General features: G+C 65.0%; 17 protein-coding genes. 8 read left to right on the top strand and 9 right to left on the bottom strand.

All coding sequences use genetic code 11. The annotated features are described in order from the left end of the window. The 4 genes from EDF71_RS17250 to EDF71_RS17265 are packed head-to-tail and all read left to right on the top strand — an operon-like array spanning nucleotide 1 to nucleotide 2822. Nucleotides 1-888 (top strand): type II secretion system F family protein, encoded by an 888-nt coding sequence (locus tag EDF71_RS17250; protein WP_133857796.1) that lies wholly within the window; start codon nucleotides 1-3, stop codon nucleotides 886-888. Between the two features lie 11 nt (nucleotides 889-899). Then, nucleotides 900-1208, top strand: a complete 309-nt coding sequence (locus EDF71_RS17255) for a DUF192 domain-containing protein (RefSeq protein ID WP_133857797.1) — start codon at nucleotides 900-902, stop codon at nucleotides 1206-1208. An 11-nt stretch (nucleotides 1209-1219) separates the two neighbouring features. Further along, nucleotides 1220-2389: a TadE family protein gene (locus EDF71_RS17260; RefSeq protein ID WP_133857798.1), complete on the top strand. Its 1170-nt coding sequence runs from the start codon at nucleotides 1220-1222 to the stop codon at nucleotides 2387-2389. Then, on the top strand, nucleotides 2358-2822 hold the full coding sequence (locus tag EDF71_RS17265) for a hypothetical protein (protein WP_166656571.1): 465 nt from the start codon (nucleotides 2358-2360) through the stop codon (nucleotides 2820-2822). The genes EDF71_RS17260 and EDF71_RS17265 overlap by 32 nt, the downstream gene beginning before the upstream one ends. Nucleotides 2823-2826: 4 nt before the next feature. Here the strand turns inward: EDF71_RS17265 and EDF71_RS17270 are convergent, their stop codons facing one another. The 8 genes from EDF71_RS17270 to EDF71_RS17305 are packed head-to-tail and all read right to left on the bottom strand — an operon-like array spanning nucleotide 2827 to nucleotide 11511. Next, nucleotides 2827-3264 (bottom strand): sel1 repeat family protein, encoded by a 438-nt coding sequence (locus tag EDF71_RS17270; protein WP_133857800.1) that lies wholly within the window; start codon nucleotides 3262-3264, stop codon nucleotides 2827-2829. A 42-nt stretch (nucleotides 3265-3306) separates the two neighbouring features. After that, nucleotides 3307-4470 (bottom strand): NADH:flavin oxidoreductase/NADH oxidase, encoded by a 1164-nt coding sequence (locus EDF71_RS17275; protein ID WP_133857801.1) that lies wholly within the window; start codon nucleotides 4468-4470, stop codon nucleotides 3307-3309. An 11-nt stretch (nucleotides 4471-4481) separates the two neighbouring features. Then, nucleotides 4482-5714: an ABC transporter substrate-binding protein gene (locus EDF71_RS17280; RefSeq protein WP_133857802.1), complete on the bottom strand. Its 1233-nt coding sequence runs from the start codon at nucleotides 5712-5714 to the stop codon at nucleotides 4482-4484. A gap of 15 nt (nucleotides 5715-5729) precedes the next feature. Continuing rightward, on the bottom strand, nucleotides 5730-6755 hold the full coding sequence (locus EDF71_RS17285) for a tripartite tricarboxylate transporter substrate binding protein (protein WP_133857803.1): 1026 nt from the start codon (nucleotides 6753-6755) through the stop codon (nucleotides 5730-5732). A gap of 60 nt (nucleotides 6756-6815) precedes the next feature. Then, nucleotides 6816-7553 (bottom strand): SDR family oxidoreductase, encoded by a 738-nt coding sequence (locus EDF71_RS17290; protein ID WP_133857804.1) that lies wholly within the window; start codon nucleotides 7551-7553, stop codon nucleotides 6816-6818. Continuing rightward, a complete protein-coding gene (locus EDF71_RS17295; protein ID WP_133857805.1) occupies nucleotides 7550-8725 on the bottom strand; it encodes an acyl-CoA dehydrogenase in 1176 nt (391 codons plus the stop codon). Before EDF71_RS17295 ends, EDF71_RS17290 begins: the two co-directional genes overlap by 4 nt. Further along, on the bottom strand, nucleotides 8722-10419 hold the full coding sequence (locus tag EDF71_RS17300) for an AMP-binding protein (RefSeq protein WP_133857806.1): 1698 nt from the start codon (nucleotides 10417-10419) through the stop codon (nucleotides 8722-8724). Before EDF71_RS17300 ends, EDF71_RS17295 begins: the two co-directional genes overlap by 4 nt. Before the next feature lie 9 nt (nucleotides 10420-10428). Further along, nucleotides 10429-11511 carry a cyclase family protein gene (locus tag EDF71_RS17305; RefSeq protein ID WP_133857807.1) on the bottom strand — a complete coding sequence of 361 codons (1083 nt, stop codon included), beginning with the start codon at nucleotides 11509-11511 and terminating at the stop codon, nucleotides 10429-10431. 137 nt (nucleotides 11512-11648) lie between these two features. Between EDF71_RS17305 and EDF71_RS17310 the strand changes: the two genes are divergently transcribed. From EDF71_RS17310 to EDF71_RS17320, 3 genes are all read left to right on the top strand, one after another. Then, nucleotides 11649-12446, top strand: coding sequence for an IclR family transcriptional regulator (locus EDF71_RS17310; RefSeq protein WP_133857808.1), 798 nt, complete (start codon nucleotides 11649-11651; stop codon nucleotides 12444-12446). 98 nt (nucleotides 12447-12544) lie between these two features. Beyond that, entirely contained in the window at nucleotides 12545-13618 is a 1074-nt protein-coding gene (locus EDF71_RS17315; RefSeq protein WP_133857809.1) for a TerB family tellurite resistance protein, read from the top strand. 521 nt (nucleotides 13619-14139) lie between these two features. Then, complete coding sequence (locus tag EDF71_RS17320) at nucleotides 14140-25281, top strand: hypothetical protein (RefSeq protein ID WP_133857810.1); 11142 nt, start codon at nucleotides 14140-14142, stop codon at nucleotides 25279-25281. Between the two features lie 63 nt (nucleotides 25282-25344). On the opposite strand, the gene EDF71_RS17325 is transcribed toward EDF71_RS17320, so the two are convergent. After that, nucleotides 25345-25632: a hypothetical protein gene (locus EDF71_RS17325; RefSeq protein ID WP_133857811.1), complete on the bottom strand. Its 288-nt coding sequence runs from the start codon at nucleotides 25630-25632 to the stop codon at nucleotides 25345-25347. 132 nt (nucleotides 25633-25764) lie between these two features. Here EDF71_RS17325 and EDF71_RS17330 point away from each other — a divergent pair, with 132 nt between their 5' ends. Further along, a complete protein-coding gene (locus EDF71_RS17330) occupies nucleotides 25765-26397 on the top strand; it encodes a DUF6806 family protein (RefSeq protein WP_133857812.1) in 633 nt (210 codons plus the stop codon). The last annotated feature ends 16 nt before the right edge of the window (nucleotides 26398-26413 follow it).

Below are 26413 nucleotides of genomic sequence, written 5' to 3' on the forward strand. Positions count from 1 at the left end.
ATGAAAAACGCCATTCTGCTTGCCGCCATCTTTTTGTCCGCTGTGATGGCGGCCATTATCTTGCTGTACTTTGTGGCCATCGTGCGCAAGGCCCGGCCATCGGTGCGCGAGCACATGGACCCGCTGCCCTGGGGCATCCGGCTCATCTGGCCGGCCGTCAACGTGCTGCAGTTCCATGTCTCGGAGATTGCGCCCACCTCCAGCCTGTTGCGCTGGAAGCGCAAGCTGCAGTTGGCCGGCCTGGAGTATGTGCTGAAGGCTGAGGAGATCATCGCCGTGCGTGTGATCTCGATGGCGTTGGTGGGGCTGGCCTTTACGGGCGCCACGATGGCGCTGAAGATCGATGGGCAGTGGGTGCGCCTGGCCTGCCTGGCGGGCCTGCTGCTGGGCTGGATGCTGCCGGCCATCTGGGTCAATGACCGCAAGAAACGCCGCGACAAGGAAGTGCTGCGCACCTTGCCCGGTTACCTCGACCTGATCACCTTGTGTTGCCAGGCGGGCCTGGGCTTGACGGCGGCGATCTCGCAGGCGGTGCAAAAGGGCCCGCGTGGCGCGATGCACGAAGAGCTGGAGCGCCTACTGCGCGAAATGCGCACCGGCATGAGCCGTATGGATGCCTTCAACGCCATGGCCGAGCGCATGGACAACAAGCATGTGCGCGGCCTGGTCTCCAACCTGACCCAGGCCGAATCGCTGGGTGCCAGCGTTACCGATACCCTGGTCGCCATCTCCGAGCAGCGCCGCACCGAGCGCTTTCAGCACGCCGAAAAGCTGGCGATGGAAGCGCCCGTGAAGATGCTTGGCCCGCTGGTGATCTTTATCTTTCCGGTCACCTTCATGGTGATCTTTTTTCCACTCGCGGTGCAGATGTACCAAACCTTGAAATGAAGGCGCTTGGTATGCCCGCACTCAAAGTCCAGCTCGCCCAGCGCTTTACCGAGCGTGCCTTTGGGCTGATCTTTCGCCCACCGCCCGCCAGCGGCGAGGCGCTGGCGTTCGACCGCTGCGCGGCCGTGCACACCTGCTTCATGCGCTATGCGATCGATGTGGTGTTTGTCGATGCGCAGCAGCAGGTGCTGCGCATCAGCGCCGGCCTGGCGCCCTGGCGCATGGCCTGGTGCCGGGGCGCACAACGGGTGCTGGAGCTGCGCAGTGGCGAGGCAGCGCGCCTGGGGCTGGCACCGGGCCAGCGGCTGCAACTGTGTTGAAAGGGCTTGAAATGCGCAAGATAAAACCAAGCGGCGCCCAGCAGCGCGGCGTGTCGATGACGGAGACCTTGATCGCGCTGCCGGTGGTGCTGGTGTTCACGCTGTCGCTGATCCAGTTTGCGCTGATCTACCGCGCCAGGCTGACCCTGCAGTACGCCGCGAACGAGGCGGCACGCGTCGGCTCGCTCAACAACGCGCTGCCGCTGCCCTATGACCTGCGCATTCCGCTGGCCAAGAAGGGCATGCTGGCCGATGTGAGCTTGGGCAATGTCAAATCCGCGCTCACCAAGGGCAGCGTCTGGCAAGGCTTTGTGCGGGGCATGATGCCACTCTATGTGTCGGATGCGAGTGTGTCGGGCCTGCTCAAGGGCTGGATCAATACCAATACCGATCTGATCCAGGGCAGCTGCATCGAGTACGTCAACCCCACGCAGAACACCTTTTTGGACTGGGCCATGGTGGAGAACTATGGCGAATCGCGCGGCATTGTACGCATCCCCAACGACAGCCTGCGCTACCGCAAGCCGCTGCCCTATGAGCGCGATGCCCGCACCGGCGCGACCGACACCTACAACGGCGACACGCCGAACCTGGAAGACACGCGGCTGCGCGGTGCCGTCTCCAACAAGACCTTGGGCGAGACCAATATCCTGCACCTGCGCGTGCACTATGGCTACAAGCTCAGCGTGCCGATTGCCGGGCCCATCATCATCAAGGCCATGCAGGGCTACCGCTATGTCTCCAAGCACATCGGCTCGGTGCTGACCACGGGCGACGATGTGCTCAGCGCCGAGGCCACCGACCTCTCGGCTATTGATGCCTTCTTTCTGGCGAGCGACCGCTTTCCGCTGACGCAGGAGGCCTCGGTCGGCATGCAGTCCTCGCTGTACTGGCATCCCTTCTATTCCTTTGGGCCGGCCCGCGATACCTCGGACCTCAATGCCAGTTTCAAATGGGAGGTGGCCGACGGCAACAGCGGCCTGGGTGACTACGCCACCCTGGTGCCCGACCTGGTCGGCAATATCCGCAACGGTGCGCAGTGGGTGACCGCCCATGTGGGCAATGCGGCCATGGACGGCCTCAAGGATGTCGTGGGCCTGCGCAATGCCTTCTGCCCTGCGATCTGGACCAATCCGATGGGGGTGGAGAATGTTCCCAATCCATTCGATGCGGCGCCTTGATGGGCCACTGGCCGCAGCGGCCGCGCTGCTGCTGTCGGCCGCGCTGGGCGCTGAGCCGGCGCGGGCGCAGACGGTGTGCAAGGACGATGGCGTGGAATACCTCCTTGGCGGTGCCGCTGCCGCCGGACCCGGCTGCAAGGCCGCAGTTGCGCCGCCCGCACGCCGCACGCTGCGCACGGCAGCATCTTCACCGGCCGCAACGCATACCCCGTCGCCTGCAACACGCCCGCGTGAGCGCGCTGATTTTAGCCAGGACGAGCGCCGCCTGATCCTGGAGACCGAGTTGAAAAAGGCCCAGCAGGTGCTGCAGGGCTTCTCCCAGGCATTGGGTGGGTCGGGCGGCAGCGCAGCACCGGCCGACAAGACCCGTGCGCTGGCCGATGTGCGCGCACTAACCGCCGAGCTGGCGCGCCTGCCACCAGCGGTGCGCTGACGGGCTAGTCAGGGTTCTCCAAAGACCGCACCAGTTCGGCCGCATTCGGGTAGCCCGAGGCCTTGGCCCGCTGGGCCCAGTACAGCGCGCTGGCACTGTCATGCTCGTAGATACCGATCTGGGCCAGGTTGAACTGCGCCGAGGCATGGCCCAGGTCGGCCGCCAGAATCAGCCAGTCACGTGCCTGGGCGTCGTCGTTTTCCACCGAACGCAGGTGCTGGTAGACATTGAAGGCCGCGCGCTTGTCGCCCCCTTGCGCCAGGCGCTTTTGGCGCAGCAGTTCGGCTTCGGACATGCGCGCAATGCCGACGCTGTTGGCACCCGGCTCATAGCGGATGCCGGTGGGCGGGGCCGGCAAGGGCACATAGGGGATTTGCTGGCAGCCAGTGCTGGCCAGCACGGCCAGCAAGGCAAGGGCGAGGGCGATGGGCGTTATGCGCATCGCCGCATTGTGGCATTGCGCAGCCAGGCGCCGTGGATCCGCTCAGCGCACAAAGGTGGAGGGCTGCAGGTCCGGTGTGGTGGCCTTGCGCCGCTCCAGCCAGAACGCCTCGTTCCTGGTCAGCATCTGGAAGTCCTGCGCATCCTGCAGCTTTTGCGCGGCATCCATCGGCCAGTTGGGGTTGTAGATCAGCTCGCGCGCCAGGGCGACCAGGTCCGCCTGGCCGTTGCGCAAAATCGCCTCGGCCTGCTGCGCATGCACGATCAGGCCCACGGCCATCGTGCAGGCGCCGGTGGCGGCCTTGATGGCCGAGGCCAGTTCCACCTGGTAGCCATAGGTGGCAGACTGGCCACCGCGCAAGGGCGAGCCGGCAATGCCGCCCGAGGAGCAGTCGATCACATCGACGCCCAGCGGCAGCAGGCGCTGGACCAGCGCGATGCTGTCTTCCAATGTCCAGCCGCCGGGCGCGCCATCGGTGCAGGACAGCCGGACCAACAGCGGCAGGCCCGCTGGCCATACCGCGCGCACCGCTTCGACTACGTTTAGCAGCAACCGGCAGCGGTTGTCAAAACTGCCACCCCAGGCATCGCCGCGCTGGTTGGCCAGCGGCGACAAAAAGCTGTGCAGCAAATAACCATGGCCGGCATGCAGCTCCAGCACCTGGTAGCCGGCGCGCGCGGCGCGGCCGGCGGCAGCGGCAAAGGCCTCCACGACTTGCTGAATGTCTTGCAGCGACATCGGCAAGGGCGTGTCCAAGCCCTTGCCGGCCGGGATGGCGCTCGGGCCCATTGGCATCCAGGCCTCCCAGTCGGCGATGTCCGGCTGGTAGGGCAGAGCGCCCCGCCCCTGCGCAGGGGTCAGCTGCCGGGCCTTGCGGCCGGCATGCATCAGCTGGATGCCCGGCGTGGTGCCGCAGTCGCGCATCAGCTGCACGATACGCTGCAAGGGCGCGACCATGTCGTCCTGCCACAAGCCTATATCGCCCAGGGTGCCGCAGCCACGCCGCTCCACGCCGGTGCCTTCCTGGAACACCAGGCCGCTGCCGCCTGCAGCCAGGCGGCCCAGATGCATCAGATGCCAATCCTGCACCTGGCCATGGCGGCCCTGGTACTGCCACATGGGGGCGGCCACGATGCGGTTCTTGAGCACGACATCGCGCAGCTGCAACGGGCTGAAAAGCTGAGTCTGGGTTTCGCTGTGGGCCATGGTGCGGCGGCCTACTTCTTGACGAGAGGGCAGGCCGACTCAGACAGCGGCAGGAAGGCCTTGTCGGCCGGCACCGTGCTGATGACCTTGTAGTAGTCCCAAGGGGCCTTGGACTCCTGCGGTGACTTGACCTGGAACAGGTACATGTCGTGCACCATCATGCCGTCCTCGCGCAGGCGCCCATTCTTGGTGAACACATCGTTGATCGGCATCTCGCGCATCTTGGCCATCACCGCCTTGGCATCGGTGCTGCCGGCGGCTTCCACTGCCTTCAGGTAGTGCTTGACCGAGGAGTAGGCGCCCATCTGGCTCATATTGGGCATGGCATTGACCTTGGCGAAGTACTTCTTCGAAAAGGCCCGTGTCTCGTCATTCATGTCCCAGTAAAAGGCCTCCGACAGCAGCATGCCCTGCGCGGTGCGCAGGCCCACCGAATGCACATCGTTGATGTACATCAGCAGCGAGGCGAGCTTTTGCTTGCTCTCGGGGGTGATGCCGAACTCGCGCGCGGCCTTGATCGAGTTGACCAGGTCATTGCCAAAGTTAGCCAGGCCGATCACGTCGGCCTTGCTGGCCTGGGCCTGCACCACGGCGGACGAGAAATCCGAGCCATTGAGCGGGTGGCGGGTCTCGCCGATCACCTTGCCGCCCACGGTGCCGATGGCCTGGGTGGTGGCCTTGACGATGTCATAGCCGCCGGAGTAATCGGCGGTCAGAAAGTACCACTGCTTGCCGAATTTCTCGGCCGCAGCCTTGCCCACCGCATTGGCCAGCGAATAGGAGTTGTAGGCCCAGTGTGCCACCGTGGGGCCGCACATGTCGCCGGTGATGCGGTCGCTGGCCGGGCCGCTCATCACCAGCACCTTGCCCTTCTCCTTGGCGATGTTCAGCACCGCCAGCGCAGCGGCCGAGCCGCCCACGTCCTGGATCGCGTCCACGCCGTTGTCGTACCATTCGCGCGCCTTGGCGGCGGCCGAGTCGGCCTTGCTTTGGTGGTCAAAGGTCAGCAGCTCCACCTTGCGGCCCAGCACCTGGCCGCCGGCCTCGTCCAGTGCCATCTGGGCGGCGGTGATGCTGCCCTTGCCGGTGATGGCCGAGTAGACGCCGGACTGGTCGACGATCAGGCCGATGCGCACCGGCGGGCCCGATTGCGCCATGGCGCCCAGCGACAGGCAGAGCAGCGCTGCTGCCAGGCCCAGGGGTTGGAGGGGAGTGCGCAGTGCGCGGATGTGAGAGATAGCCATGTTCTTGTCTCCTGTTCAGCCGGTGGTCAGTACCTGGGATTCGCGGATCATCTGTTGCCAGCGCAGGCGCTCGGCCTGCAAGAATTTTTCATACTCGGCCGGGCCCTGGGCGGTGACCGAGACGCCTTGCTTCTCCAGCAGGTTTTTCAGCTCGGGCGCCTGCAGCTGGGCCACGGTGACCTTGCCCAGGCGGTCGACCACCTCGGCACCGGTCTTGCGCGGCACAAAAAAGCCGTTCCAGATCGGCGCGGCAAAGCCGGGGTAGCCCAGCTCGGCCACGGTGGGGATCTCGGGCCAGGAGGCCATGCGCTGCGCGCTCAAGGTGGCCAGCACGCGCAGCTTGCCCGACTGCACTTGCGGCCGGGTAAAGAGCGCCGTCATCGTGCCCACATCCACGCGCTGCTGCAGCAGATCGGGCAGGGCCGGGGCTTCGCCCTTGTAGGGCGCATGGATCATTTGCGCGCCGCTGAGCTTGCCCAGGTACTGCAAGGCCACATGCAAGGGCCCCAGCGGCCCGGTGGACATATAGCGCAGCTTGTCCGGGTGCTGCTTGGCATCGGCCAGCATCTCGCCCAGGGTCTGGTAGGGACTGTCCTGGGCCACCGCCAGCACATAGTCCACATTGCAGATCGAGGCCACCGCCGCAAAGTCGCGCTGCGGGCGGTAGCCCAGGTCGGGCATCGTGTGTTCGAGCACGATATTGGTGCCCACGCCGCCCATCAGGATGTTGTAGCCATCGGGTTCGGCATGGGCCACCTGGTTGGCGCCAATGGCGCCTGCAGCGCCGACCTTGTTGTCGACCACCACCGGCTGGCCCAGGCCGGGCTCCAGCGCCTTGGCCAGCAAGCGGCCCAGCACATCGGTGGCGCCCCCTGCCGCAAAGGGCACGACCAGCCGCACCGGCCGCGACGGATAGGGGCTCTGCGCCCAGGCCGGGTGGCCGGCCAGCAGGCTGGCTGCGCCCCAGGCGGTGCTGCGTGCCAGCCACCGTCGCCTGCCGGGATTGACCGGTGCTTGTTCCAGGGAAAGCTTGTCGTTCATGGCATTGTCTCCGTTCCGTTTTTTGTGGTGTGCCGTGTCCTAAGCGAGATGAGAGAGGCGCTATAGCCGGGTGGCGCTGATCGTCAGTCCTCCATCGATATGCAAGGTCTGGCCGGTGATGTAGCCGGCCAGCGGATGCAGCAGAAAGTCGATCGCATGGGCGATCTCGACAGGCTCGGACACCCGCTGCAGCGGCACGGCGGCGAGCAGCGCTTGGGTCTGCGGCGCGCCGGGCGGGCTGGCGGTCTTGAACAGTTCGGTGGCCACGGGGCCGGGGGCGATGACATTGACGGTGATCTGGTCGGTGGCCAGCTCCAGCGCCCAGGTGCGGCTCATGCCGATGACTGCGGCCTTGGTGGCGCTGTAGGCGGTGCGGTTGGGCTTGCCCAGCGCGGCGCGCGAGGAGATATTGACGACACGGCCGGCGCGCGCCTGGCGCATGCCTGGCAGCAGCGCCTGCATGCAGACCAGGCAGGCATTCACGTTCAGCGCCATGGCTTCGTTCATGTCGGCCACGCTGGTGTGGGCCAGGTCGGTGGTGTGGGCCAGCGCGGCGTTGTTGACCAGGCCGTAGAAGGGGGCCTGCGCCGCCAGCTGCTCCACCTGCTGGCGCGTGCCCTCCAGGTCCATCAGATCGCAGGCGATGAACTGCTCATCGGCCCGCGCATCGGCGGGGATGCTGCGGGCCAGGCCAATAGGCTGGTAGCCCTTGTCGGCCAGGTAGCGCATCGTGGCGCGGCCAATGCCCCGGCTGGCGCCGGTGACCAGGACGCGGGGTTTGCGGTTGCTGTCTGTCATGCCAGGCCTTTCAAAATTTGCCGACCGATGATGGTCTTTTGCACTTCGGTCGCCCCTTCGTAGATGCGCATGGGGCGGACTTCTCGGTAAAGGCGCTCGACCACGCTGCCGCAGGTGATGCCCATGCCGCCCCAGAGCTGCACGGCCGCATCCACCACCTGGAACGCGGCCTCGGTGCCCTGCATCTTGGCCATGGCGGCCTCGGTGCTGATGCGGCGCTGGCGCACATCGCGGCACCAGGCGGCCTTGTGCACAAGCAGGCGCGCGGCCTCCAGCTGCGTCGCCATATCGGCCAGCTTGTGCTGCACGGTCTGCATCTCGGCCATCGCCTGGCCATAGAGTTGGCGCTGGCTGACCCGCACCAGGGTCTCGTCCAGCGCACGCTGGCCCATGCCCAGCGCAGCGGCCCCTACCGAGCTGCGGAAGATATCGAGCACACCCATCGCCACCTTGAAGCCCTCGCCGGGCTGGCCCAGCAGGCGGTTGGCCGGCACCTTGCAGTGCTCAAAATGGATCTCCGCCAGCGGGTGGGGCGCGATGATGTCGATGCTGCGGTGGATGCGCAGGCCCGGGGTGTCGGCATCGACCAGCAAGGCCGACAGGCCGCTGGCGCCCTTGGCCTCTTCGGTGCGGGCGATGACAACGTAGAAGTCGGCAATGCCGCCGTTGGAGATATAGGACTTGGCGCCATCGAGCAGGTAGTGGTCGCCCTGCAGCAGGGCCCGCGTCTTGGTGGCGGCCACGTCCGATCCGCCATCGGGCTCGGTCAGCGCAAAGGCCGCTACCTTGCGGCCCTCGCTGCAGGCCTGCACATAGGGCGTCACCAAACGGGGATCGCCTTTTTGCCAAAGCGCGGCGCTGCCAATGCCCTGCATGCTGAAGACAAAATCGGCCAGCGGCGCGTAGTAGCCCAGGCATTCGCGCACCAGGCAGATGGCGCGCAGGTCCACCACTGGCGCCATGCCATCGGCCATCGCTGGTGCGGCGTATTCCAGCAGGCCATGCCGGGCCAGGCTCTGCAGCCAGTGGCGGCATTCGGCCTGCAGGTCCTGCGGCGTCTCATCAGCCAGAAGCGCGCGGTTGTCGCTGATCCAGCGGTTGAGCCGGGCGATGACCTCGTCATGCCGTGCGTCAAAAAAGGGCGTTTCGGCCAGGGTCCATGGCTGCTTCATGCGGTGGCCTCCTGGGCAAGCAGGCGCTGGGCTAGGTCACGCAGCTCATTGCGTTTGACCTTCTTGCCATTGGGCCCCATGGTGTAGGGAAAGGTATCAACCCGGAAGATGCGGATGGGCACCTTGTAGCGGGCAATCTGCTGCTGCAGCTGGGCCTTGATGGCCTCTTCGTCCCAGCCGCCATTGGCGCTGTCGCTGGGCTCCAGCACAAAGGCCACCGGGCGCGAGCCGCCTGAGGCATTGACGGCCACCACCTGGCAGGCACTGGCGCCGCTCAGGGCGATCACCGACTCCTCGATCTCGGCCGGGTTGACCAGAAATCCCCCGATGCGCAGCACATCGCCCAGGCGCGAGATATGGGTAAAGCCGCCGTCGCCATTGAGGTAGCCCAGATCGCCGGAGCGCAGGTAGCCGTCTTCGGTGAAGGCCTGCTGCGTGGCCTGCGCATCGTGCAGGTACTGCTGCATCAGGGTGGGGCTGTAGAACTCCAGCTCGCCGGGCTCTTGCGCCTCGGCGAGGGCACCGGTCTCCAGATTGCGCACGCGCACCCGCGCTTGTGGGCAGACCGGAAAGCCGCCCGATTGGGCGCGGCGGGGCAGGGGCGCGTGCGGGTCCTGGTGGGCAAACAGCGCAAAGGTCTCGCTCATGCCAAAGCAGCCGACCATCGGGATGCCGAACTGGCCTGCGCGGGCCGGCAGCGCATCGAGCCCGGGCACAAAGTTGGCATGGCCAAAAAAGCGCAGCGCCTGCGGCTGCCAGCCCAAGGGCAGGTCGGCGATCAGCTTGTCGACCATGTCATTGGTGCCAAACATGTGGGTGATGGGCTCGTGCTGCAGGCAGGCTGCGGCGCGCGCGGTATCGAACACCTCATGCAGCACCAGGCAGGCGCCTGCGGCCAGGGTGGCCATCGCTGCGGTGTAGCCAAAGGCCCCGCACAGCGGCAAGGCCAGCAGGCTGCGGCAGCTGGTGTCGATGCCAAAGCCAGGTGCCACATCCTGCGCATGCTGGGCCACGCTGGACTGGCGGTGCACGATGAGCTTGGGCTGGCTGGTGGTGCCTGACGAGGACAGGATGATGCAGGTCTGGTCGCCCTGGCAGGCGCTGTTGTTTTGGGGCGTTGCGGGTGCTGCCATCAGCGTTTGCCAGGGCTGGATGGGCAGCGCCGAGCCAGCGACTTGCATTTGGCCTGGGTTGCTGTGGGCCGGGCCCAGGCTGGCATCGATCAGGCACTGCAGGCTGCCGCCTTGCTGCGCCAGGATCTGCTCCAGGCTGTTGCCGGGCAGCAGGCTGGCTGCGCTGGCGGCAGCGCCATTCATAACGGCAAGCGCATTCGCGGTGGCGCGGTCAAAGGCCAGTGCCTTGCAGCCGGAGCGGTCAATAAAGCTGCTGATTTCCTTGACGCCGAGCTTGAGGTTGAGGCTCAGGCTGGTGATGCCCAGCTCGGCGCAGGCCAGGTGCAGCAGCAGCCAGTGGGGGGTGTTGGGCAGCCACAGGCCCAGCACATCGCCGGCCACCAGGCCTTGCTGGCGCAGGCCGTTGGCGCATTGCTGCACCTGGCTGCGCAGCTGCGCATAGCTGTGGGTGCTGCCGCCAAACTGCAGCGCAGGCGCGTCGTCGGCGCCCAGTGCCAGCAGGCGGCGCACATCGTTGGCCCGCGCGCCGCTGGGCGCGCTGGCCATGGGTTGGGATGTCATAGGCGGCTTTCAGACGGTGGCGACTGGGGTCACGGGCGAGCCGACGGCACCGGGCAGGCGCAGCGCCGGCGCGGTCAGCATGAAGCGGTAGCGGCCATGGGCCTCCAGCCACTGCGCCAGCGGGTGCAGGTACCAGAGTTCGCCAAACGGCATGCCGAGCTTGAACAGGCAGAGCTCATGCAACGGCAGAAAGGCGCAACTGCCATCGACCGGCCGGCCCGGCACCGATTCGATGCCGTAGTTGTCGGCCACCAAGGTGGTGATGTGGCTGTCGATGATCCACTGCTGCAGCTCGGGATCGCGCCCATCGAGCACCGCGCCAACGGTCTCGGGCATGTCGGACTTGGGCGGGCCATCGCAGGCGAGCAGCAGTTCGCTGAAGCCGGTGTAGAGCGCCACGATGTCGCCCTTGCTGACCTCGATGCCATCGGCCTTTAGCACTTCCTTGAGCATCTTGCCCGACACCAGGGTGTGGCCGTCGCCAAAGTGGCGGCGCAGGTTGACCAGCACGCCCCGGCCCTGGATGGCCTGCTCGGCCAGGCGCTCCACGCCCAGCGCCTTGGCGCGGGACTGGCCGCCCATGTCCGGCAGGTCATCGGGCGCCAGGATGTCGATGCCGGCCTGGAAGCCGTTGTAGTAGACCAGCTCGTCCACGCCATCGCCATTGATGTCGAAATGGCTGCCCACATGCGACAGCGCATCCCATTGCGTCGAGTACTGCAGGTAGATCTCGGCATAGTCGTCGCTGACCACGTCGGTGTAGAGCGGGTTTTCACGCGAGAGCGCAAAGTTCAGGCCCGGGCCCAGCGGCCGGCGCGAGGGCTTGATGATGGGCGGGTGGCGGCGCGGGTTGAGCGCATTGCCGCCGGGCTTGTCCAGCGGCAGGCTCAGGCAGAAGCGCTCACCGGTCTGTATCTCCTGCGCCGCTTCCTTCACCTTGTCCGCCGTCAGGTAGTTCAGGCGGCCGAGCTGGTCATCGGGGCCAAAGTCACCCCAGTTCGATTGCGCGGGGCGCTGGGTCCAGCGGGGCGAGCCAGCGCTGCCGACAACAGGGGCAAGGTGCGGGGCATGTACAGGGCGGTAGGCGTTCATAGGGTTTTCCAGGTAAACGGGGGAGACAGGCCCCGGCAGCAATCTGCATTAGCTTGTGCGGGCCTTGCGGGGTGACAAGCAACTATGAAACGGGAAGCGCTGGAATGGCAAAAGCTGGCAGCACGGATGTTCACGATATGAACTCAGGTTTTCCCGGGGCGCAGAGCCCTGCGCGCCTCGTCAAGGTGCTGCGGCTGCTGACGCGCCACCACGTGCAAGGCCTGTCGATTGCGGATCTGACGGCGCTGTCGGGGCTGGACCGCTCGACCGCGCGGCGGTTGCTGATGGTGCTGGCGCAATCCGGCTATGCGGCCAAGGATGCCGAATCAGGCCGCTACCGGCTGGGGGTGGAGGCCATGCTGACGGGCCTGGCCGCGATGGCCAAGCCGCCCATCTTTGAGGTTTGCCACCCGGTGATGGTGAGCGTGGCCCGGCGCACCGGCGATACGGTGTTTCTGATCATCCGCGTGGGCGACTTTGCCCACTGCCTGCATGTGCAGCCAGGCAGCACGGTGCTGCATGCCCACAGCCTGATGACCGGCCAGATCCGCCTGCTGGGCCAGGGCACGGCCAGCCTGGCCTTGGCCGCCAGCCTGCGCGATGCCGAGCTGGAGCAGATCTACCAGCGCCGCCGGCTGGACTACGAGGCCGCCGGCATCAGCCAGGAGCGGCTGATGGACATGGTGCGCCAGACACGCAAACGCGGCCATTCGCTGAGCGTCAACCTGCTCACCTCGGGCGCCACTGGCGTGGGCCTGGCGATCGAGTTCCAGACCGCCCATAGCGCACACATCGCTGCCATCAGCGTGGCCAACCACGATGCGCAGATGGATGCCCGGCACCAGGCCCAGGCGTTGCAGGTGCTGCGCGAGGAGCTGGCGCAGGCGGGCATTGCGCAGGTGGGCTGTGGTGGGCGCGATCGCGTAGGACGATAGCGCAGAGTGGTCGCTGGCAGGCCTGGGTGCGGAACCTAGGGAGTACCCAGGGCTCCAAGTGCGTTCTTTTGTGCACTTTTAACGCGGAGCCCTGATCCATGACGACTGAAGAAATTCGTGCCACTTTGACCCTGTGCCTGCTTGCCTCGTTCGCCGATGGCGAGAAGCACGAGCGTGAGCGCGAGCAGATCCGCCAGGTGGCCGAGGGCCTGGCGGCCGACCAGCAGATCAACCTGCCCCACCTCTACCAGGATGTGCTGCTGCGCCGCGTGCAACTGAGCGATGTGCTGGCGCAGCTGCAGACCACCGAATCGCGCCAGCTCGCCTATGAGATGGCGCTTTGCGTTTGCGAGGCCGATGGCAGCACCAGCCCCAAGGAAGCGGAATTTTTGGCGCAACTGCGCGAGGCTTTTGGTACGGCAGGGCAGGCGCCCGGTCCTAGCGCCGCGCCTGCAATGGCTGCCGCGACGGGGGTGGCTGCAGCGGCCACCTTGGCCACGCCACCCGCGCAGGCGCTGGCTGGCAACCTGGTCGATGCGCCGTTGAACGCCGCCTTGCCCGAGGCTCCGCTGGCGCTGACCGAGCCCGCTCCCCATCCGGCAGCCGCAGACCCGCTGGTGCCAGCGCAGACCGAGCGCCGCCCCTCGACTTTGTCGGTGGAGGCCATGGACCAGAAGATTCTCAAGGCCTCGATTCTCAATGGTGCGATCGAGCTGCTGCCGGAGAACCTCTCCACCCTGGCCATCATTCCGCTGCAGATGCGGCTGGTCTACCAGATCGGGCAGAACTATGGCTACGAGCTGGACAAGGGCCATATCAAGGACCTGCTCGGTGCCCTGGGTGTGGGCTTGACCTCGCAGTACCTGGAGCAAGCAGGGCGCAAGCTTTTGGGTGGTTTGCTGGGCAAGGCGGGCAAGGGACTGCTGGGTGGCCTGGGCAAGCAGGCGGTCAGCAGCGGCATGAGCTTTGCCTCCACCTATGCGCTCGGCCATGTCGCGAACCAGTACTACGCCGGCGGGCGCCAGCTGTCGACCGAGATGCTGAAAAACGCCTACCAGCATGTGATGCAGGATGGCCGCCAGCTCCAGTCGCGCTACCAGGCGCAGATGCAGGAAACCGCCAGCGGCCTGAATACCGCCAAGATCCTGTCGATGGTGCGCGGCGGCCAGTAAACACATATCTAAATGTAACTAGTCCTGTAGGAAAAAACCTGGGATTTGTGCAGGACGATACCCTCAGTATTGTCGGAATATATGGATTGCCGAATCTGATTTTTGCGACCTAGATATGCCCAACCCGCCTTCATCGGCGGGTTTTTTTTGTCTGAGTCTGGCGCCATGGAATGTCTTACAGAAACCAGCACTTATCCCAAATTTCTCCTCTGAAAGAGGGCTGGCATCGACTGGAAAGTTCGGTTCGCATGCTGAGGTTGTGGCGGAGATTTTGGTGCTTTTCTCAGACAGTGGGACAGCTGCGCGGCGCTGGCTGTGCTTATTGACCGGAACTAGTCGTGTTTATATGTTCTTTCAATAAATTAATTTACGTTTTACCAAAGATTCAAAGTACGGTTGCCTTTGTGAATGCTTGTGTTTGTATGAGTAATCAGCGGCACCTGTCCTCGCGCGTCGGTTGGTATGGCCTGAGTTGACCTCTCCCCATCCTGGCGTCTTGGCGTGGTGCACAAGGAGACGCTATGAACCCGATTGGTGCGCAGAGGACACTCCGCCGTCTGCTGTATGGGGGGCTCGCGAGCCTGGCCCTCGTCTGCAGTTTTAACGCTTCGGCGGCATCGGCAGGGTCCGGGCGGGCCTATGGTCTGCAGGTAACCGCCGATGTGGTGGGTTTGGGGCTTGGCGTCCCGATTGCCGATACCGGGCAAAAAACGGCACCACCGGATTTCAATACCCCCACATCGGTCCTCAATGCGTCTGTCGCTGCAGGCGTCGGTAATTTGCTGACCGTGCGTACGGGCGTTCTCAACTCCGCCACCCAAAGCAAACTGGCACAAAACAGCGTTGTGTCCTCATCGTCCGTCAGCGGCTTGGCCCTCAAGCTGGCTGGGCTGGGGCTGGGCGCAGACACCATCAGTTCGCAGGCCAAGATGTCCTGCGTCAATGGGGTGCTGACGCCATCGGGCAGTGCAGAAATCCTGGGAGCTTCGGGATCTCTCCTGGGTGTAAGTGTTGCCGCAAACACCCGGGTCGACCTGACGATTGGCGTGCCCACCCTCGGAACCATGGTGGGGGTCATTCTTCACACCAATGAGCAAACCCTGAGCCCAGACGGCAAGACCTTCAGCGTCAATGCGCTGCGGGTGGAGCTGGTAGCCTCTGCGTTGGGCATTCGCTTGCTCGGCGCTTCGGTCATCGTGGGCAACTCCACCGCCACCATGGCCGATTGCGCGCCCACGGTCACCTTGGGTTCCCTGCCCTTGATCACCACCAGCAACCAGGCGGCTATCCCCGTCAGCGGAAGCTGCAGCGCTGGCAGTGGCAATGTGACGATCAGCTCCTCGCCCACAGGCGCGACGCAGTCGCTGCCTTGCTCGGCTACGGGCAGCTATTCCGGTTCGGTGAACACCACCGGGGTGGTCGATGGCCCCGTGACGCTGACGGCATCACAGCCCCCCGCAGGGCCGGCCAGATCGGCGAGCCAGTCCACTACCAAGAACACGGCCCCGGTCTTGCAACCGCCGGTCGTGACCGTCGTGTCTGCGCCCCATATCACCCTGGCCAACCAGGCGTCCTATGGGGTCTCGGGCACCTGCTCGGCCAATGGCGCGAGTGTTGCCATCACCATCGGCGGCGTCGGGGGTGTCACTTCCACAGCGCAGTGCAGCGGCGGCCTCTGGTCCGCGACGGGCCTGAATGTCGCCAGCCTGGTCAATGGGCCCATCACGGTCACGGCTTCGCAAACGGTCAGTAACCTGACCGGCACGGGCAGCCTGCTGACCAGCAAGGATTCCACCGGCGCTGTGCCTGTGGTGGTGGTGACTTCGGCACCTGCGATCACCGCAGCGAATCAGGCCTCCTACACCGTATCGGGCACCTGCTCGGTGAACGGCAGCAACGTATCCGTTGCGATCGACGTTGTCGAAGCCACGGTGCCCTGTACCGGCAATATCTGGGCCGCCGCAGGTCTGGATGTCAGTGGTTTGCTCAATGGCGCCCTCACGGTCACGGCTACGCAAACCGCCAATGGCCAAACAGGTACGGGTAGCCTGGGCACCACGAAGGACTCGGCCGGGGCCATTCCTGTCGTGACCATCAGCTTGGCGCCCGCCATCACGCTGGCCAACCAGGCTGCTTATACGGTCTCGGGCAGCTGCTCGGTGAACGGCAACAACGTGGCCGTGCTGGTGGGATCGGTGTCCACCTCTTCGCTGTGCACCAACGGCGGCTGGTCTACTGCGGGCCTGGATGTCAGTGCCTTGCCCAATGGTTCGGTCACGGTCATGGCTTCGCAAACCGTTGGCGCGCAAACCGGATCCGCGACCCTGGTCACCAGCAAGGATGTGACGGGCGCTGTCCCTGTTGTCGCCGTTACCTCGGCTCCCACGATCACGCCGGCGAACCAGGCGTCTTACACGGTCTCAGGCACCTGTTCGGTTAACAACACCGGCGTGGCTGTTCTGATCGGCTCCCTTCCTACAACGGCGACCTGCAGTGGCGGCATCTGGTCTTCTGCAGGCATCAATGTCAGCAGCCTGGCCGATGGATCGGTCACCGTGACGGCCTCACAGACGGCGAACGGCCAGACCGGATCGGGCAGCTTGGTGACCAGCAAAAACACGGTGGTAGATGCACCCGTGGTGACCATTAGCTCCGCACCCGCCATCACGGCGCTGAACGAGGCCTCATATACGGTCTCGGGTACTTGCTCAGCCAATGGCACCAATGTCTCCGTTCTGGTGGGATCTGTTGCAGCCTCTGTGCCTTGTACAGGCAACATCTGGTCCAGCTCGGGCCTCGATGTCAGCGGCTTGGCAGATGGCTCGGTGTTGGTCTCCGCCTCGCAAACGGTAGGCACACAAACGGGGACGGGCACGCTGGTGACCGCCAAGGACACAGCGGGTGTCGCACCGGTGGTGACGATCAGCTCGGCACCGGCCATTACGGCCTTGAACGAAGGAGCCTATACCGTCGCGGGCACCTGCTCGGTTACTGGTACCAACGTCAGCGTCCTGATCGGCTCTGTCTCTGCAACAGCGGCCTGCGATGCCGGCCTCTGGACCACATCGGCGGTGAATGTTGAAGCCTTGCCTGATGGTGCGGTCACGGTGACGGCTTCGCAAACCACCAATGGCCAAACGGGATCGGGCACGCTGGTGATCAGCAAAGATACGGCAGGGGTCGCACCCGCCGTGGCCGTCACCTCGGCTCCCGCTATCACGGCTGCCAACCAGGCCTCCTATGTCGTGTCCGGCACCTGCTCGGCCAACGGCACCACTGTGGCGGTGCTGGTGGGCTCCATCTCTGCATCGGCCATGTGCGACGGAGGTGCCTGGGCCACCGCTGGCCTGGATGTCAGCAGCTTGCCGGACGGGTCCGTCACCGTGACGGCCACACAAAGCTTCGATGGCCAAACGGGATCGGGCAGCTTGGTCACCAGCAAGGCTGCGGCCGGGATTGCGCCTGTGGTGACCATCAGCTCGGCGCCGGCGATCACGGCGGCGAATGAGTTGTCCTATACCGTCTCTGGCACCTGTACGGCCAATGGCATGGGCGTTGATGTTCTGGTTGGCTCCGTTGCTGCCACTGCGCAATGCAGCGGCGGCATCTGGTCCACCGCAGGCTTGAACGTCAGTGGGTTGGCAGATGGACCCGTCTCGGTCCTTGCCTCGCAAACGGTGGGAGGTCTGTCAGGCTCGGGCAGTTTGGTGATCAACAAGGACTCGGAGGGACTGGCCCCCCTGGTCAGCATCACCTCGGCGCCTGTCATCACGGCGGCCAACGAGACGGGCTATACCGTCTCGGGCACCTGTTCGGAAAATGGTCTGGGGTTGACGGTACACATCGGTGACATCGCCGTTGTGCCGCAGCCGGTCTGCAGCGGTGGCATCTGGTCCACCGCAGCGATCGATGTCAGCAGCCTGCCGGATGAAGCGGTGCTGGTAACGGCTTCGCAGACGGTGGGTACCCAGACGGGTACCGGTAGCCTGGTGACCACCAAGGACACCGCAGGCGCCGCGCCCGTGGTGGCCATCAGCTCGGCACCAGCGATTACGGCGGCGAACCAGTCGGCCTATACCGTCTCTGGCACTTGCACGGTGGAGGGCAGCAACGTAGCCGTTCTGGTCGGATCGGTAACGGCATCGGCGTCTTGCACCGGCGGTGTCTGGTCCGCTGCAGCGCTGGATGTCAGTGGCCTGCCCAATGGATCAGTCACGGTGACGGCGTCGCAGACAGCGGACGGCCAGACAGGATCGGGCAGTTTCGTGACCAGCAAGGACTCCGCAGGGACTGCACCCTCAGTGACCCTCACGACGGCGCCTGCGATCACGGCCGCCAACCAAGCTGCCTATGTGGTATCGGGCAGCTGCTCGGTCAACGGCACGGATGTCTCCGTTCTGGTCGGCCAAGTCGCTGCAACGGCCACTTGCACCAACGGCACCTGGACAACCCCGGGAATGGATGTCAGCGGCTTGCCCGCTGGCGCGGTCACGGTCATGGCCTCGCAAACGGCGGGTAGCCTGACGGGATCGGCGAGCGTGGTGGTCAACAAGGAGCAGGGAGGGATCGTGCCCCTGGTGAATATCACCACGCCACCTGATATCACTGCCACTAACCAGACGGCGTATACCGTCTCGGGCACCTGCTCGGTGGCGGGTACCAATGTGGCCGTCCAGGTCGGCTCCATCGCGGCATCGGTAGCTTGCGATGGCAGCACCTGGACCACTGGCCCTCTGGATGTCAGTAGCTTGCCGGATGGATCGGTCACGGTGACCGCTTCGCAGACGGTGAGCGGTGGCTCGGGATCGGCCAGTGTGGTGGTCAACAAGACTGCGGTCGCTACGGCGCCTGTGGTGACCATTGAATCGGCCCCCGCCATTACGCTGGCCAACCAGATGTCCTATACCGTTTCGGGCACTTGCTCGGCCAATGGCACGAGCGTCTCCGTCTTGGTCGGCGATGTGGCCGCCACTCCTATGTGTGTCGACACAGCCTGGACTGCTTCGGGACTGAATGTCAGTGCTTTGGAGGATGGCCCGGTCGTTGTAACCGCTGAGCAAGTCGTAGGCAGCTTGTCCGGATCGGACAGCGTGGAGACCACCAAGGCTACGACGGTGATCGTTCCGGTGGTGGTCATCACCTCGGCACCTGCGATCAACGCATCGAATGAAGCCACCTACACCGTCTCGGGCACCTGCTCGGCCAACGGTCAAGCAGTGAGCGTGCTCATCGGCGCGCTGCCCGCAACGGCACAGTGCAGCGATGGCATCTGGGCGACTGAGCCCATCAATGTCAGTGGCCTGGACGATGGACCGATCACCGTACAGGCCTCGCAAGACGTCGGTGGTCAAGTGGGAACGGTCAGCCTGGTGGTCAGCAAGGACACGGCCGGCGCAGCACCTGCCGTGAGCGTGACCTCGGCACCGGCGATCACCGCAGCAAACCAAACGGCTTACACCGTCTCGGGCACTTGCTCGGCCAATGGTGAAGCAGTCGATGTTGAGATCGGCACGGTAGCTGCATCGGCGCAGTGCAATGCGGGCATCTGGTCGAGCGCGGCCGTGGATGTCAGTGGCTTGGACGATGGACCGGTCACCGTGACGGCCTCGCAAACGCAGGGTGCCCAAACTGGCTCGGGCAGCCTGGTGACCACCAAGGATGCAGTGGGCGTGACACCCATGGTGAGCGTGACCTCGGCACCGGCGATCACGGCGGCGAACCAAGCAGCCTATACCGTCTCGGGCACCTGCTCGGTGGACGGCGCGAACGTGGCAGTCCTGGTCGGCTCGGTCACTGCATCCGCACAGTGCAATGCAGGCATCTGGACCTCCGGGGCCGTGGATGTCACTGCCTTGCCCGATGGGGCGGTCACGGTCATCGCCTCGCAAACCGCCAATGGTCAATCGGGATCTGGCAGCTTGGTGACCGCCAAGGACGCGGCAGGCGTCGCTCCTGTGGTGGCCATCACGTCCGCCCCTGCGATCACGGCATTGAACGAGTCGGCGTATTCCGTCTCGGGTACCTGCTCGGCCAATGCTGGGGTGGTGACGGTGCTGGTCGGCTCGGTGTCCACATCGGCGCAGTGCAACCTGGGCATCTGGACCACGCCGGTCATCGATGTCAGCGCGCTGGCTGATGGATCGGTCACGGTGACAGCCTCGCAGCTGTTGGACGAACTGACAGGGTCCGCCAGCCTGGTGGTTGGCAAGGACACGGCAGGCGCTGCCCCCGTGGTGACCGTGAGCTCGGCGCCCACCATCACCGTGGCCAACCAGGCTGCGTATAACGTCTCGGGCAGCTGCTCGGTCAACGGCACCACCGTGGCGGTTCAGGTCGGCTCGGTGGCTACAACGGCCCCATGCGCGGGTGGCACCTGGGCCGCTACAGGCCTGAATGTCACAGCGCTGGCCGATGGACCGGTCACTGTGACGGCAGCGCAGACTGTGGGCGAGCTGATGGGATCGGGCAGCCTGGCAACCCTCAAGGACACCGCAGGCGCAGTCCCTGTAGTGACCGTGGGCTCGGCACCCGCCATCACGGTGACCAACCAGGCCTCGTATACCGTCTCGGGCAGTTGCTCGGTCAGCGGCACCCCCGTGGCAGTTCAGATTGGCTCAGTGCCTGCAGCGGCGCCATGCACGGCTGGCACCTGGACCGCCGAAGGCGTGAATGTCAGCAGCCTGGCCGATGGTTCGGTCACTGTGACCGCTGCGCAAACAGCGGGCGGTCTGCAGGGAACAGGCAGCCTGATGACCAGCAAGACCACCGGCGCAGTCGAGCCTGAGGTGACCATCACGTCGGCACCTGCGATCACGGCAACCAACCAAGAGGCCTATGTTGTCGCGGGCACCTGCTCGGTCAATGGCACCAATGTGGATGTCGAGATCGGCTCGGTGCCTGCCTCGGTGTCGGCATCGGTGGCCTGCACCAGCAACAGCTGGACGACCGCCGCGTTGGATGTCAGCACGGTGCCCGATGGAACGGTGACCGTCACGGCTGCGCAAACGGCGGGCGGACTGACCGGGTCGGACAGTGTGGACGTCAACAAGGCCACCGGCGGAGTCGAGCCTGAGGTGACCATCACGTCGGCACCTGCGATCACGGCAGCCAACCAAGCGGCCTATACCGTCTCGGGCACCTGCTCGGTCAACGGCACCAACGTGGATGTCGAGGTCGGCTCAGTGCCTACATCGGTGTCGGCATCGGTGCCCTGCACCAGCAACAGCTGGACGACCGCCGCGTTGAATGTCAGCACGGTGCCCGATGGAACGGTGACCGTGACGGCTACACAAACGGTGGGCGGACAGTCCGGATCGGACAGTGTGGACGTCAAAAAGGCTACCGGCGCAGTCCAACCGGTGGTGACCATTACGTCGGCACCTGCCATCACGGCAGCCAATGCGTCGGCGTACTCCGTCTCGGGTACCTGCTCGGCCAACGGCAGCAATGTGGTTGTGGAGGTCGGCTCGGTGTCTGCCACGGCGCTGTGCAATGGCGGCATCTGGGCGACCGAGGGCATGGACGTCAGCGGTCTGGCGGATGGACCGGTTGAGGTGACGGCTACGCAAACGGTGGGCGGCCAGACGGGCACCTTCACCACCAGCAAAGATGTGGCAGGCGCCGCACCTGCGGTGGCGATCACCTTGGCACCAGCGATTACGGCAGCCAACCAGTCGGTCTATACCGTCTCGGGCACCTGCTCAGCGGATGGCGCGGACGTGGATGTGCTGATCGGCGGCCTCGCTGCATCGGCGGTTTGCAACAACGGCATCTGGGCCAGCTCGGCGATCGATGTCAGTGGCCTGGCCAATGGGCCGGTCTCTGTGTCGGCGTCGCTCACGGTGGGTGGCCAGACGGGCTCCGGCGGTTTCACGACCAGCAAGGACTCCGCTGGCGCAGTACCTGTGGTGGCCATTAGCTCGGCACCTGCGATCACCGCATTGAACCAGGGCGCCTACACCGTCTCGGGCACCTGCTCGGCCGAAGGCAGCACCGTGACTGTGCTGATCGGATCCATTCCAGCCACGGCACAGTGCAATGGCGGCATCTGGGCGACCTCGGGCGTGGATGTCAGCGGCCTGGCCGATGGTGCGGTCACGGTCATGGCCTCGCAGAGCGCTGGCGGTCAAACGGGATCGGGCAGCTTGGTGACCAGCAAGGATTCGGCAGGCGCTGCCCCTGCGGTGGCCATTACCTCGGCCCCAGCGATCACGCTGACCAACCAGACGGCCTATACGGTATCGGGCACCTGCTCGGCCGAGGGTGCTAATGTCAACGTGCTGGTCGGCTCCATCGCTGCAACGGCCGTGTGCAACGGCGGCATCTGGGCGATCTCGCCCATCGATGTCACCGCTTTGCCCGATGGACCGGTTTCCGTGTCGGTGTCACTGACGGCGGGTGGCCAAACGGGCACGGGCGGCTTTGCGACCAGCAAGGATGTGGAAGGTATCACCCCTGCGGTGGCCATTACCTCGGCTCCTGCGATCACGGCAGCCAACCAGACGGCCTACACCGTCTCGGGCACCTGCTCGGTCAATGGCAGCAATGTGACGGTGCTGATCGGCTCCATTCCTGCGACGGCGCTGTGCAATGGCGGCATCTGGGCCACCCAGGCCATCGATGTCAGTGGCTTGTCCGATGGCCCGGTCACCGTGTCGGTGTCGCAGACGGCGGGTGGCGAGACGGGCACCGGCGGCTTTATCACCAGCAAGGATTCGGCGGGTGCCAAGCCATCGGTGGCCATTAGCTCGGCCCCGGCGATCACGCAAGCCAACCAGACGGCCTATTCCGTCTCGGGTACTTGCACGGCCGACGGCAGCAATGTGGCGGTCCTGATTGGCTCGCTCTCCGTTTCCGCTACTTGCAACGGCGGCATCTGGGCCACTCCGCCTGTGGATGTCAGTGGCTTGCCTGATGGACCTATCACAGTGACGGCTTCGCAGACGGCGGGCGGTCAGACGGGCAGCGGCGGCTTTGTTACCAGCAAGGATTCGGCTGGTGCCAAACCATCGGTGGCGATTACCTCGGCTCCGGCGATCACTGCAGCCAACGAAACGGCCTACACCGTCTCGGGCAGTTGCTCGGTCAATAACAGCAATGTGCTGGTGCTGATCGGCTCGCTGTCGGTCTCGGCAACCTGCAATGGCGGCACCTGGACCGCCGGGCCTGTGGACGTCCGTGGCTTGCCGAATGGACCGATCACGGTGACGGTGTCGCAAACGGCAGGTGGCCAGACCGGCACCGGTGGTTTTGTGACCAGCAAGGACTCGGCAGGCACCGCGCCTGCGGTGACCGTGAGCTCGGCCCCTGTGATCACCCCGGCCAACCAGGCGGCCTATGCTGTCTCGGGCACCTGCTCGGTCAATGGCAGCAACGTGGCCGTCCTGGTCGGATCCATACCGGCATCGGCAACCTGCAACGCTAACGCCTGGTCTGTCTCGGGCCTGAACGTCAGTGGCTTGCCGAATGGACCGGTCCTGGTGACGGCTGCGCAGACGCTGAACGACACGACAGGGTCGGGCAGCCTGTTGACCAGCAAGCAAGGCGCGGCAGCCGCCGTGACGGTGAATGTGGCGCCTCCCATCAACAGCAGCAACCAAGCCAGCTACGGTGGCGTCTCGGGCAACTGCAGCGCGGCGGCTGGCCTGGTGACGGTGACCATGACCGACAGTGGCGGCGCCAGCGACATCAACAACACCGTGGCTTGCAACGGCGGCTCCTGGAGCTTGAGCGACGTGAACGTCAGCAGCCTGCGCGATGGCACGGTGGTGGTGACGGCATCGCAAACTGTGGATGGCACGGTCATCTCCGACTCGCTGAACACGGTCAAGGACGCAGAAGGGCCTGCGGTCGCGATCACCACGGCACCCAACATCAACAACGCCAACCGGAACGCGTACAACCCTGCGGGTACCTGCACCACCGATGACGGTCTGGTGACGGTGCGCGTGGGATCTGTGACTGCGACGGTGGCCTGTGCCAACGGTACCTGGACGGCACCTGGTATGCGGGTAGCTGCCTTGCCCAATGGATCGGTCACGGTGACAGCGTCGCAGACCGATGAAGCGGGCAATACGGGTAGCGATACGCGCCAGGTGTCCAAGAGTACGGACTCTGGTGGCGAGCCGCCCGAGCCGCCCGTCGCCTTGATCGCACCACAGAGCGGCACCTGGGTCATCAGCGAAGAGCGCAATGGCAAGCCTGGCCGTGGCATGGGCATCGACATCCAGGACGGCTTGCTGTTCATGCAGGTCTACAACTACCGCCAAACGGGAGAACCGACCTTCCATACGGCGCTGGGTACCTTGCACGAAAACACGGTGACGGCTCCGCTGTACTTCTACGAAGGCGGTCGCTTCTTTGGCAGCGAGCAACGTGATGGCCATGAAGCGGGTAGCCCTGGCAATGTGGTGATCACCTTTACCAGCCGTAGCACGGGCACGATCCAGTTCCCTGGCGAACCCACCAAGGCCATGCAGCGCTTCGACTACGAAGGCACGCCCGCTGGTGTCTTCTCCGACCCGGCCTTTGTCGATCGCTGGGCCATGGTTGAATTCAACAGCAGCAACCAACCGGTGCGCAGCTGGTGGGCCGATATCGGCAGCAGCGAGCAGGTTTCGATGAGCGAGGACTGGGCAGTTGCCGCCATGAACTGGCCATATCCTCCAGCGGTTGCGACGACAGTCCACGGCTTTGGCGGCACCTTGTCGGACCATGTGGTGGCGCAATGCAGCTACGGTGGCCGAGGTCTGGTGTTCAACTGCTCGGGCAACCGTGGCGGGGCTAGCGGTGGTCCGTTGATCACGATGACGATGCAGCGTGGCGTGGACCAGTTGAGCGGTACCATGCAAGAGGGCGGTGGCGACAACCGGCGCCTGGTGGGCTTCCGCGTGGCACGTGCGGCCTACACCTGGCAGGACAACCAGAGTGTGCGCACCAGCTACTACGCACCAGGCTACTTGCCAGAGTCGGGCACCTGGGTGGTCAGCAACGAGCGGAGGGGCCTGCCTGGACGCGGCATCTCCATCGAGCTGCAAAAGCCGCTGAGCCAGGAAGACCATCTGTTGTTCATGTCGGTCTACGACTACGAGAGCGACGGCAAAGCCACCTTCCACAGTGTGTCTGGCGCGCATGACGCATCCACCACACCAGAGCCCAACACGCCTGATCTGCCCACGCTGCAGTACCAGGGCGGGCGCTACTTTGGTGGCCCGGCTGCCATCGCCAGCTTCAAGGCCGATGCCGGTCTGACCACGGCGATCCACTTCAACGCGCAATCGGTGGGGGTGCTGGCCTTCCCGGGTGAAGAGCCCGTGCAGATCGAGCGCTTCTACTACGGCCTGAACAAGGGCTCGGCCCAGTCGCTGCGCGGATCCTGGGCGCTGCTGTCTGCCACGGATGCGATGCCCAGCCGGAACTTCCGCTTCCAGACCCGCGATGAGACCTCGGTGATCGATACCGACTCGGGCTATGTCTGTGTCGCCGAAGTGCTGCGCCAGTACAACTTCCACTGCACCGGCCCTGCAGGCGCACCAGCCTTCCGCTTTGTGGCCGGCTTCTATGGCGCCAGCGCCGGCATTGTGGGAGATGCCGAGGATGCCCCCGCCATTACCGTGATGCGGGTGACCGACCCGAACGGCGAGATGGTGCAGGCGGGCGACTGAGGAGGGTGCCACTGCTGGCCTGCCATGGCCCGGCGGTGGCTTCCGACCCTGCAGAAGCTGGTCCTAGGCCGGAACTGCTAAAATGCCCGGGCGCAATGCACTACAGAGCAACGGTTTTGCAGAAAACACCTGCAAACCGTTGTTTTTTATTGCCTGCGCCACAGGCACTGGCCGGCTCTTGCGAAGCATGCTGGCAGTGTTGAAGACCGTTTGGCATCCCCGGCTTTTGGTGACGGCGGTTCCTAGCGTGAGCCAGCAGGCATCCTGCTGGCTTTTTCTTCGTCTGTGATCGACAAACCGGGCACAATGTCCGATATTGTGGATATTGCGCCGCTCGGGTGGGTGGCGCATGGAGAGTCGCCAGTCTGGCCCGGTATCGGTAGCTGTTCTGGCGCCTTGTGGAGAGCGATGCGGCCTGCCGTGTCATCAGGCGTGGGGTTGGCCAGCGCAAGCGGGCGGCCCCCATTTAGGAAGGTACAGAACATGCCCAGTTACAACCCACCCTTTGAGATCCATGTCCACGGACAAGTGCTGCTGCGTGCCGATGTCGGCTTTGACCAGCTGCAAGAGGCCTTGAAACCACTGTGGGGCTACGCGGGCGCGAAGTCGCTGGTCGATGGTTCGGAGAGCGCTTACGAGGAAGAGCCCGGCATTCTGTTCGAGCCCAAGGACCATGTGCTGCAGATGTGCTGGACCGTGCGCGGCGATGATGATTTTCGCCAGTCGCTGGACGACATGTGCATGAACCTCAACGAGCTGGCCGACCAGGGCGCCGCGATCGAGGTCACCTTCTATGACGCCGAGTTCGACGACGAAGAGCAGGACCGCAGCGCCGAGTCGCGCGACGACTTCATGATGCTGTTTGTGGGCCCGACGCCTGCGGCCATCATGCAGGTGCAGCGCGACATGCTGGTGCAGGACGTGGTCAGCACGATGGAACGCCATTTCGATGCCGGCGAGCTCGTCGGCGTGGTGGCAGAGATCGACAAGCTGTTCAGCCAGCGCTTTGATGCACTGGTCGATTCGCTGGAGATCGGCAAGCCACCCCGTGGTACCGGTGGTCCCGGCGGCGGCCATGGCGGCGGTGGTGGACGCCGCCCACGCCATCTGCATTGATCATCGGCTGCGCTGC

Source organism: Comamonas sp. JUb58 (genome assembly GCF_004364775.1).
GTDB lineage: Bacteria > Pseudomonadota > Gammaproteobacteria > Burkholderiales > Burkholderiaceae_C > Comamonas.

Coding starts and splice junctions, on each gene's coding strand:
- EDF71_RS17275 (WP_133857801.1), bottom strand. CDS start 4,470: ATGGCCCACAGCGAAACCCAGACTCAGCTTTTCAGCCCGTTGCAGCTG.
- EDF71_RS17295 (WP_133857805.1), bottom strand. CDS start 8,725: ATGAAGCAGCCATGGACCCTGGCCGAAACGCCCTTTTTTGACGCACGG.
- EDF71_RS17260 (WP_133857798.1), top strand. CDS start 1,220: ATGCGCAAGATAAAACCAAGCGGCGCCCAGCAGCGCGGCGTGTCGATG.
- EDF71_RS17310 (WP_133857808.1), top strand. CDS start 11,649: ATGAACTCAGGTTTTCCCGGGGCGCAGAGCCCTGCGCGCCTCGTCAAG.
- EDF71_RS17265 (WP_166656571.1), top strand. CDS start 2,358: ATGTTCCCAATCCATTCGATGCGGCGCCTTGATGGGCCACTGGCCGCA.
- EDF71_RS17320 (WP_133857810.1), top strand. CDS start 14,140: ATGAACCCGATTGGTGCGCAGAGGACACTCCGCCGTCTGCTGTATGGG.
- EDF71_RS17305 (WP_133857807.1), bottom strand. CDS start 11,511: ATGAACGCCTACCGCCCTGTACATGCCCCGCACCTTGCCCCTGTTGTC.
- EDF71_RS17290 (WP_133857804.1), bottom strand. CDS start 7,553: ATGACAGACAGCAACCGCAAACCCCGCGTCCTGGTCACCGGCGCCAGC.
- EDF71_RS17270 (WP_133857800.1), bottom strand. CDS start 3,264: ATGCGCATAACGCCCATCGCCCTCGCCCTTGCCTTGCTGGCCGTGCTG.
- EDF71_RS17280 (WP_133857802.1), bottom strand. CDS start 5,714: ATGGCTATCTCTCACATCCGCGCACTGCGCACTCCCCTCCAACCCCTG.
- EDF71_RS17255 (WP_133857797.1), top strand. CDS start 900: ATGCCCGCACTCAAAGTCCAGCTCGCCCAGCGCTTTACCGAGCGTGCC.
- EDF71_RS17300 (WP_133857806.1), bottom strand. CDS start 10,419: ATGACATCCCAACCCATGGCCAGCGCGCCCAGCGGCGCGCGGGCCAAC.
- EDF71_RS17325 (WP_133857811.1), bottom strand. CDS start 25,632: ATGCGCCACCCACCCGAGCGGCGCAATATCCACAATATCGGACATTGT.
- EDF71_RS17250 (WP_133857796.1), top strand. CDS start 1: ATGAAAAACGCCATTCTGCTTGCCGCCATCTTTTTGTCCGCTGTGATG.
- EDF71_RS17315 (WP_133857809.1), top strand. CDS start 12,545: ATGACGACTGAAGAAATTCGTGCCACTTTGACCCTGTGCCTGCTTGCC.
- EDF71_RS17330 (WP_133857812.1), top strand. CDS start 25,765: ATGCCCAGTTACAACCCACCCTTTGAGATCCATGTCCACGGACAAGTG.
- EDF71_RS17285 (WP_133857803.1), bottom strand. CDS start 6,755: ATGAACGACAAGCTTTCCCTGGAACAAGCACCGGTCAATCCCGGCAGG.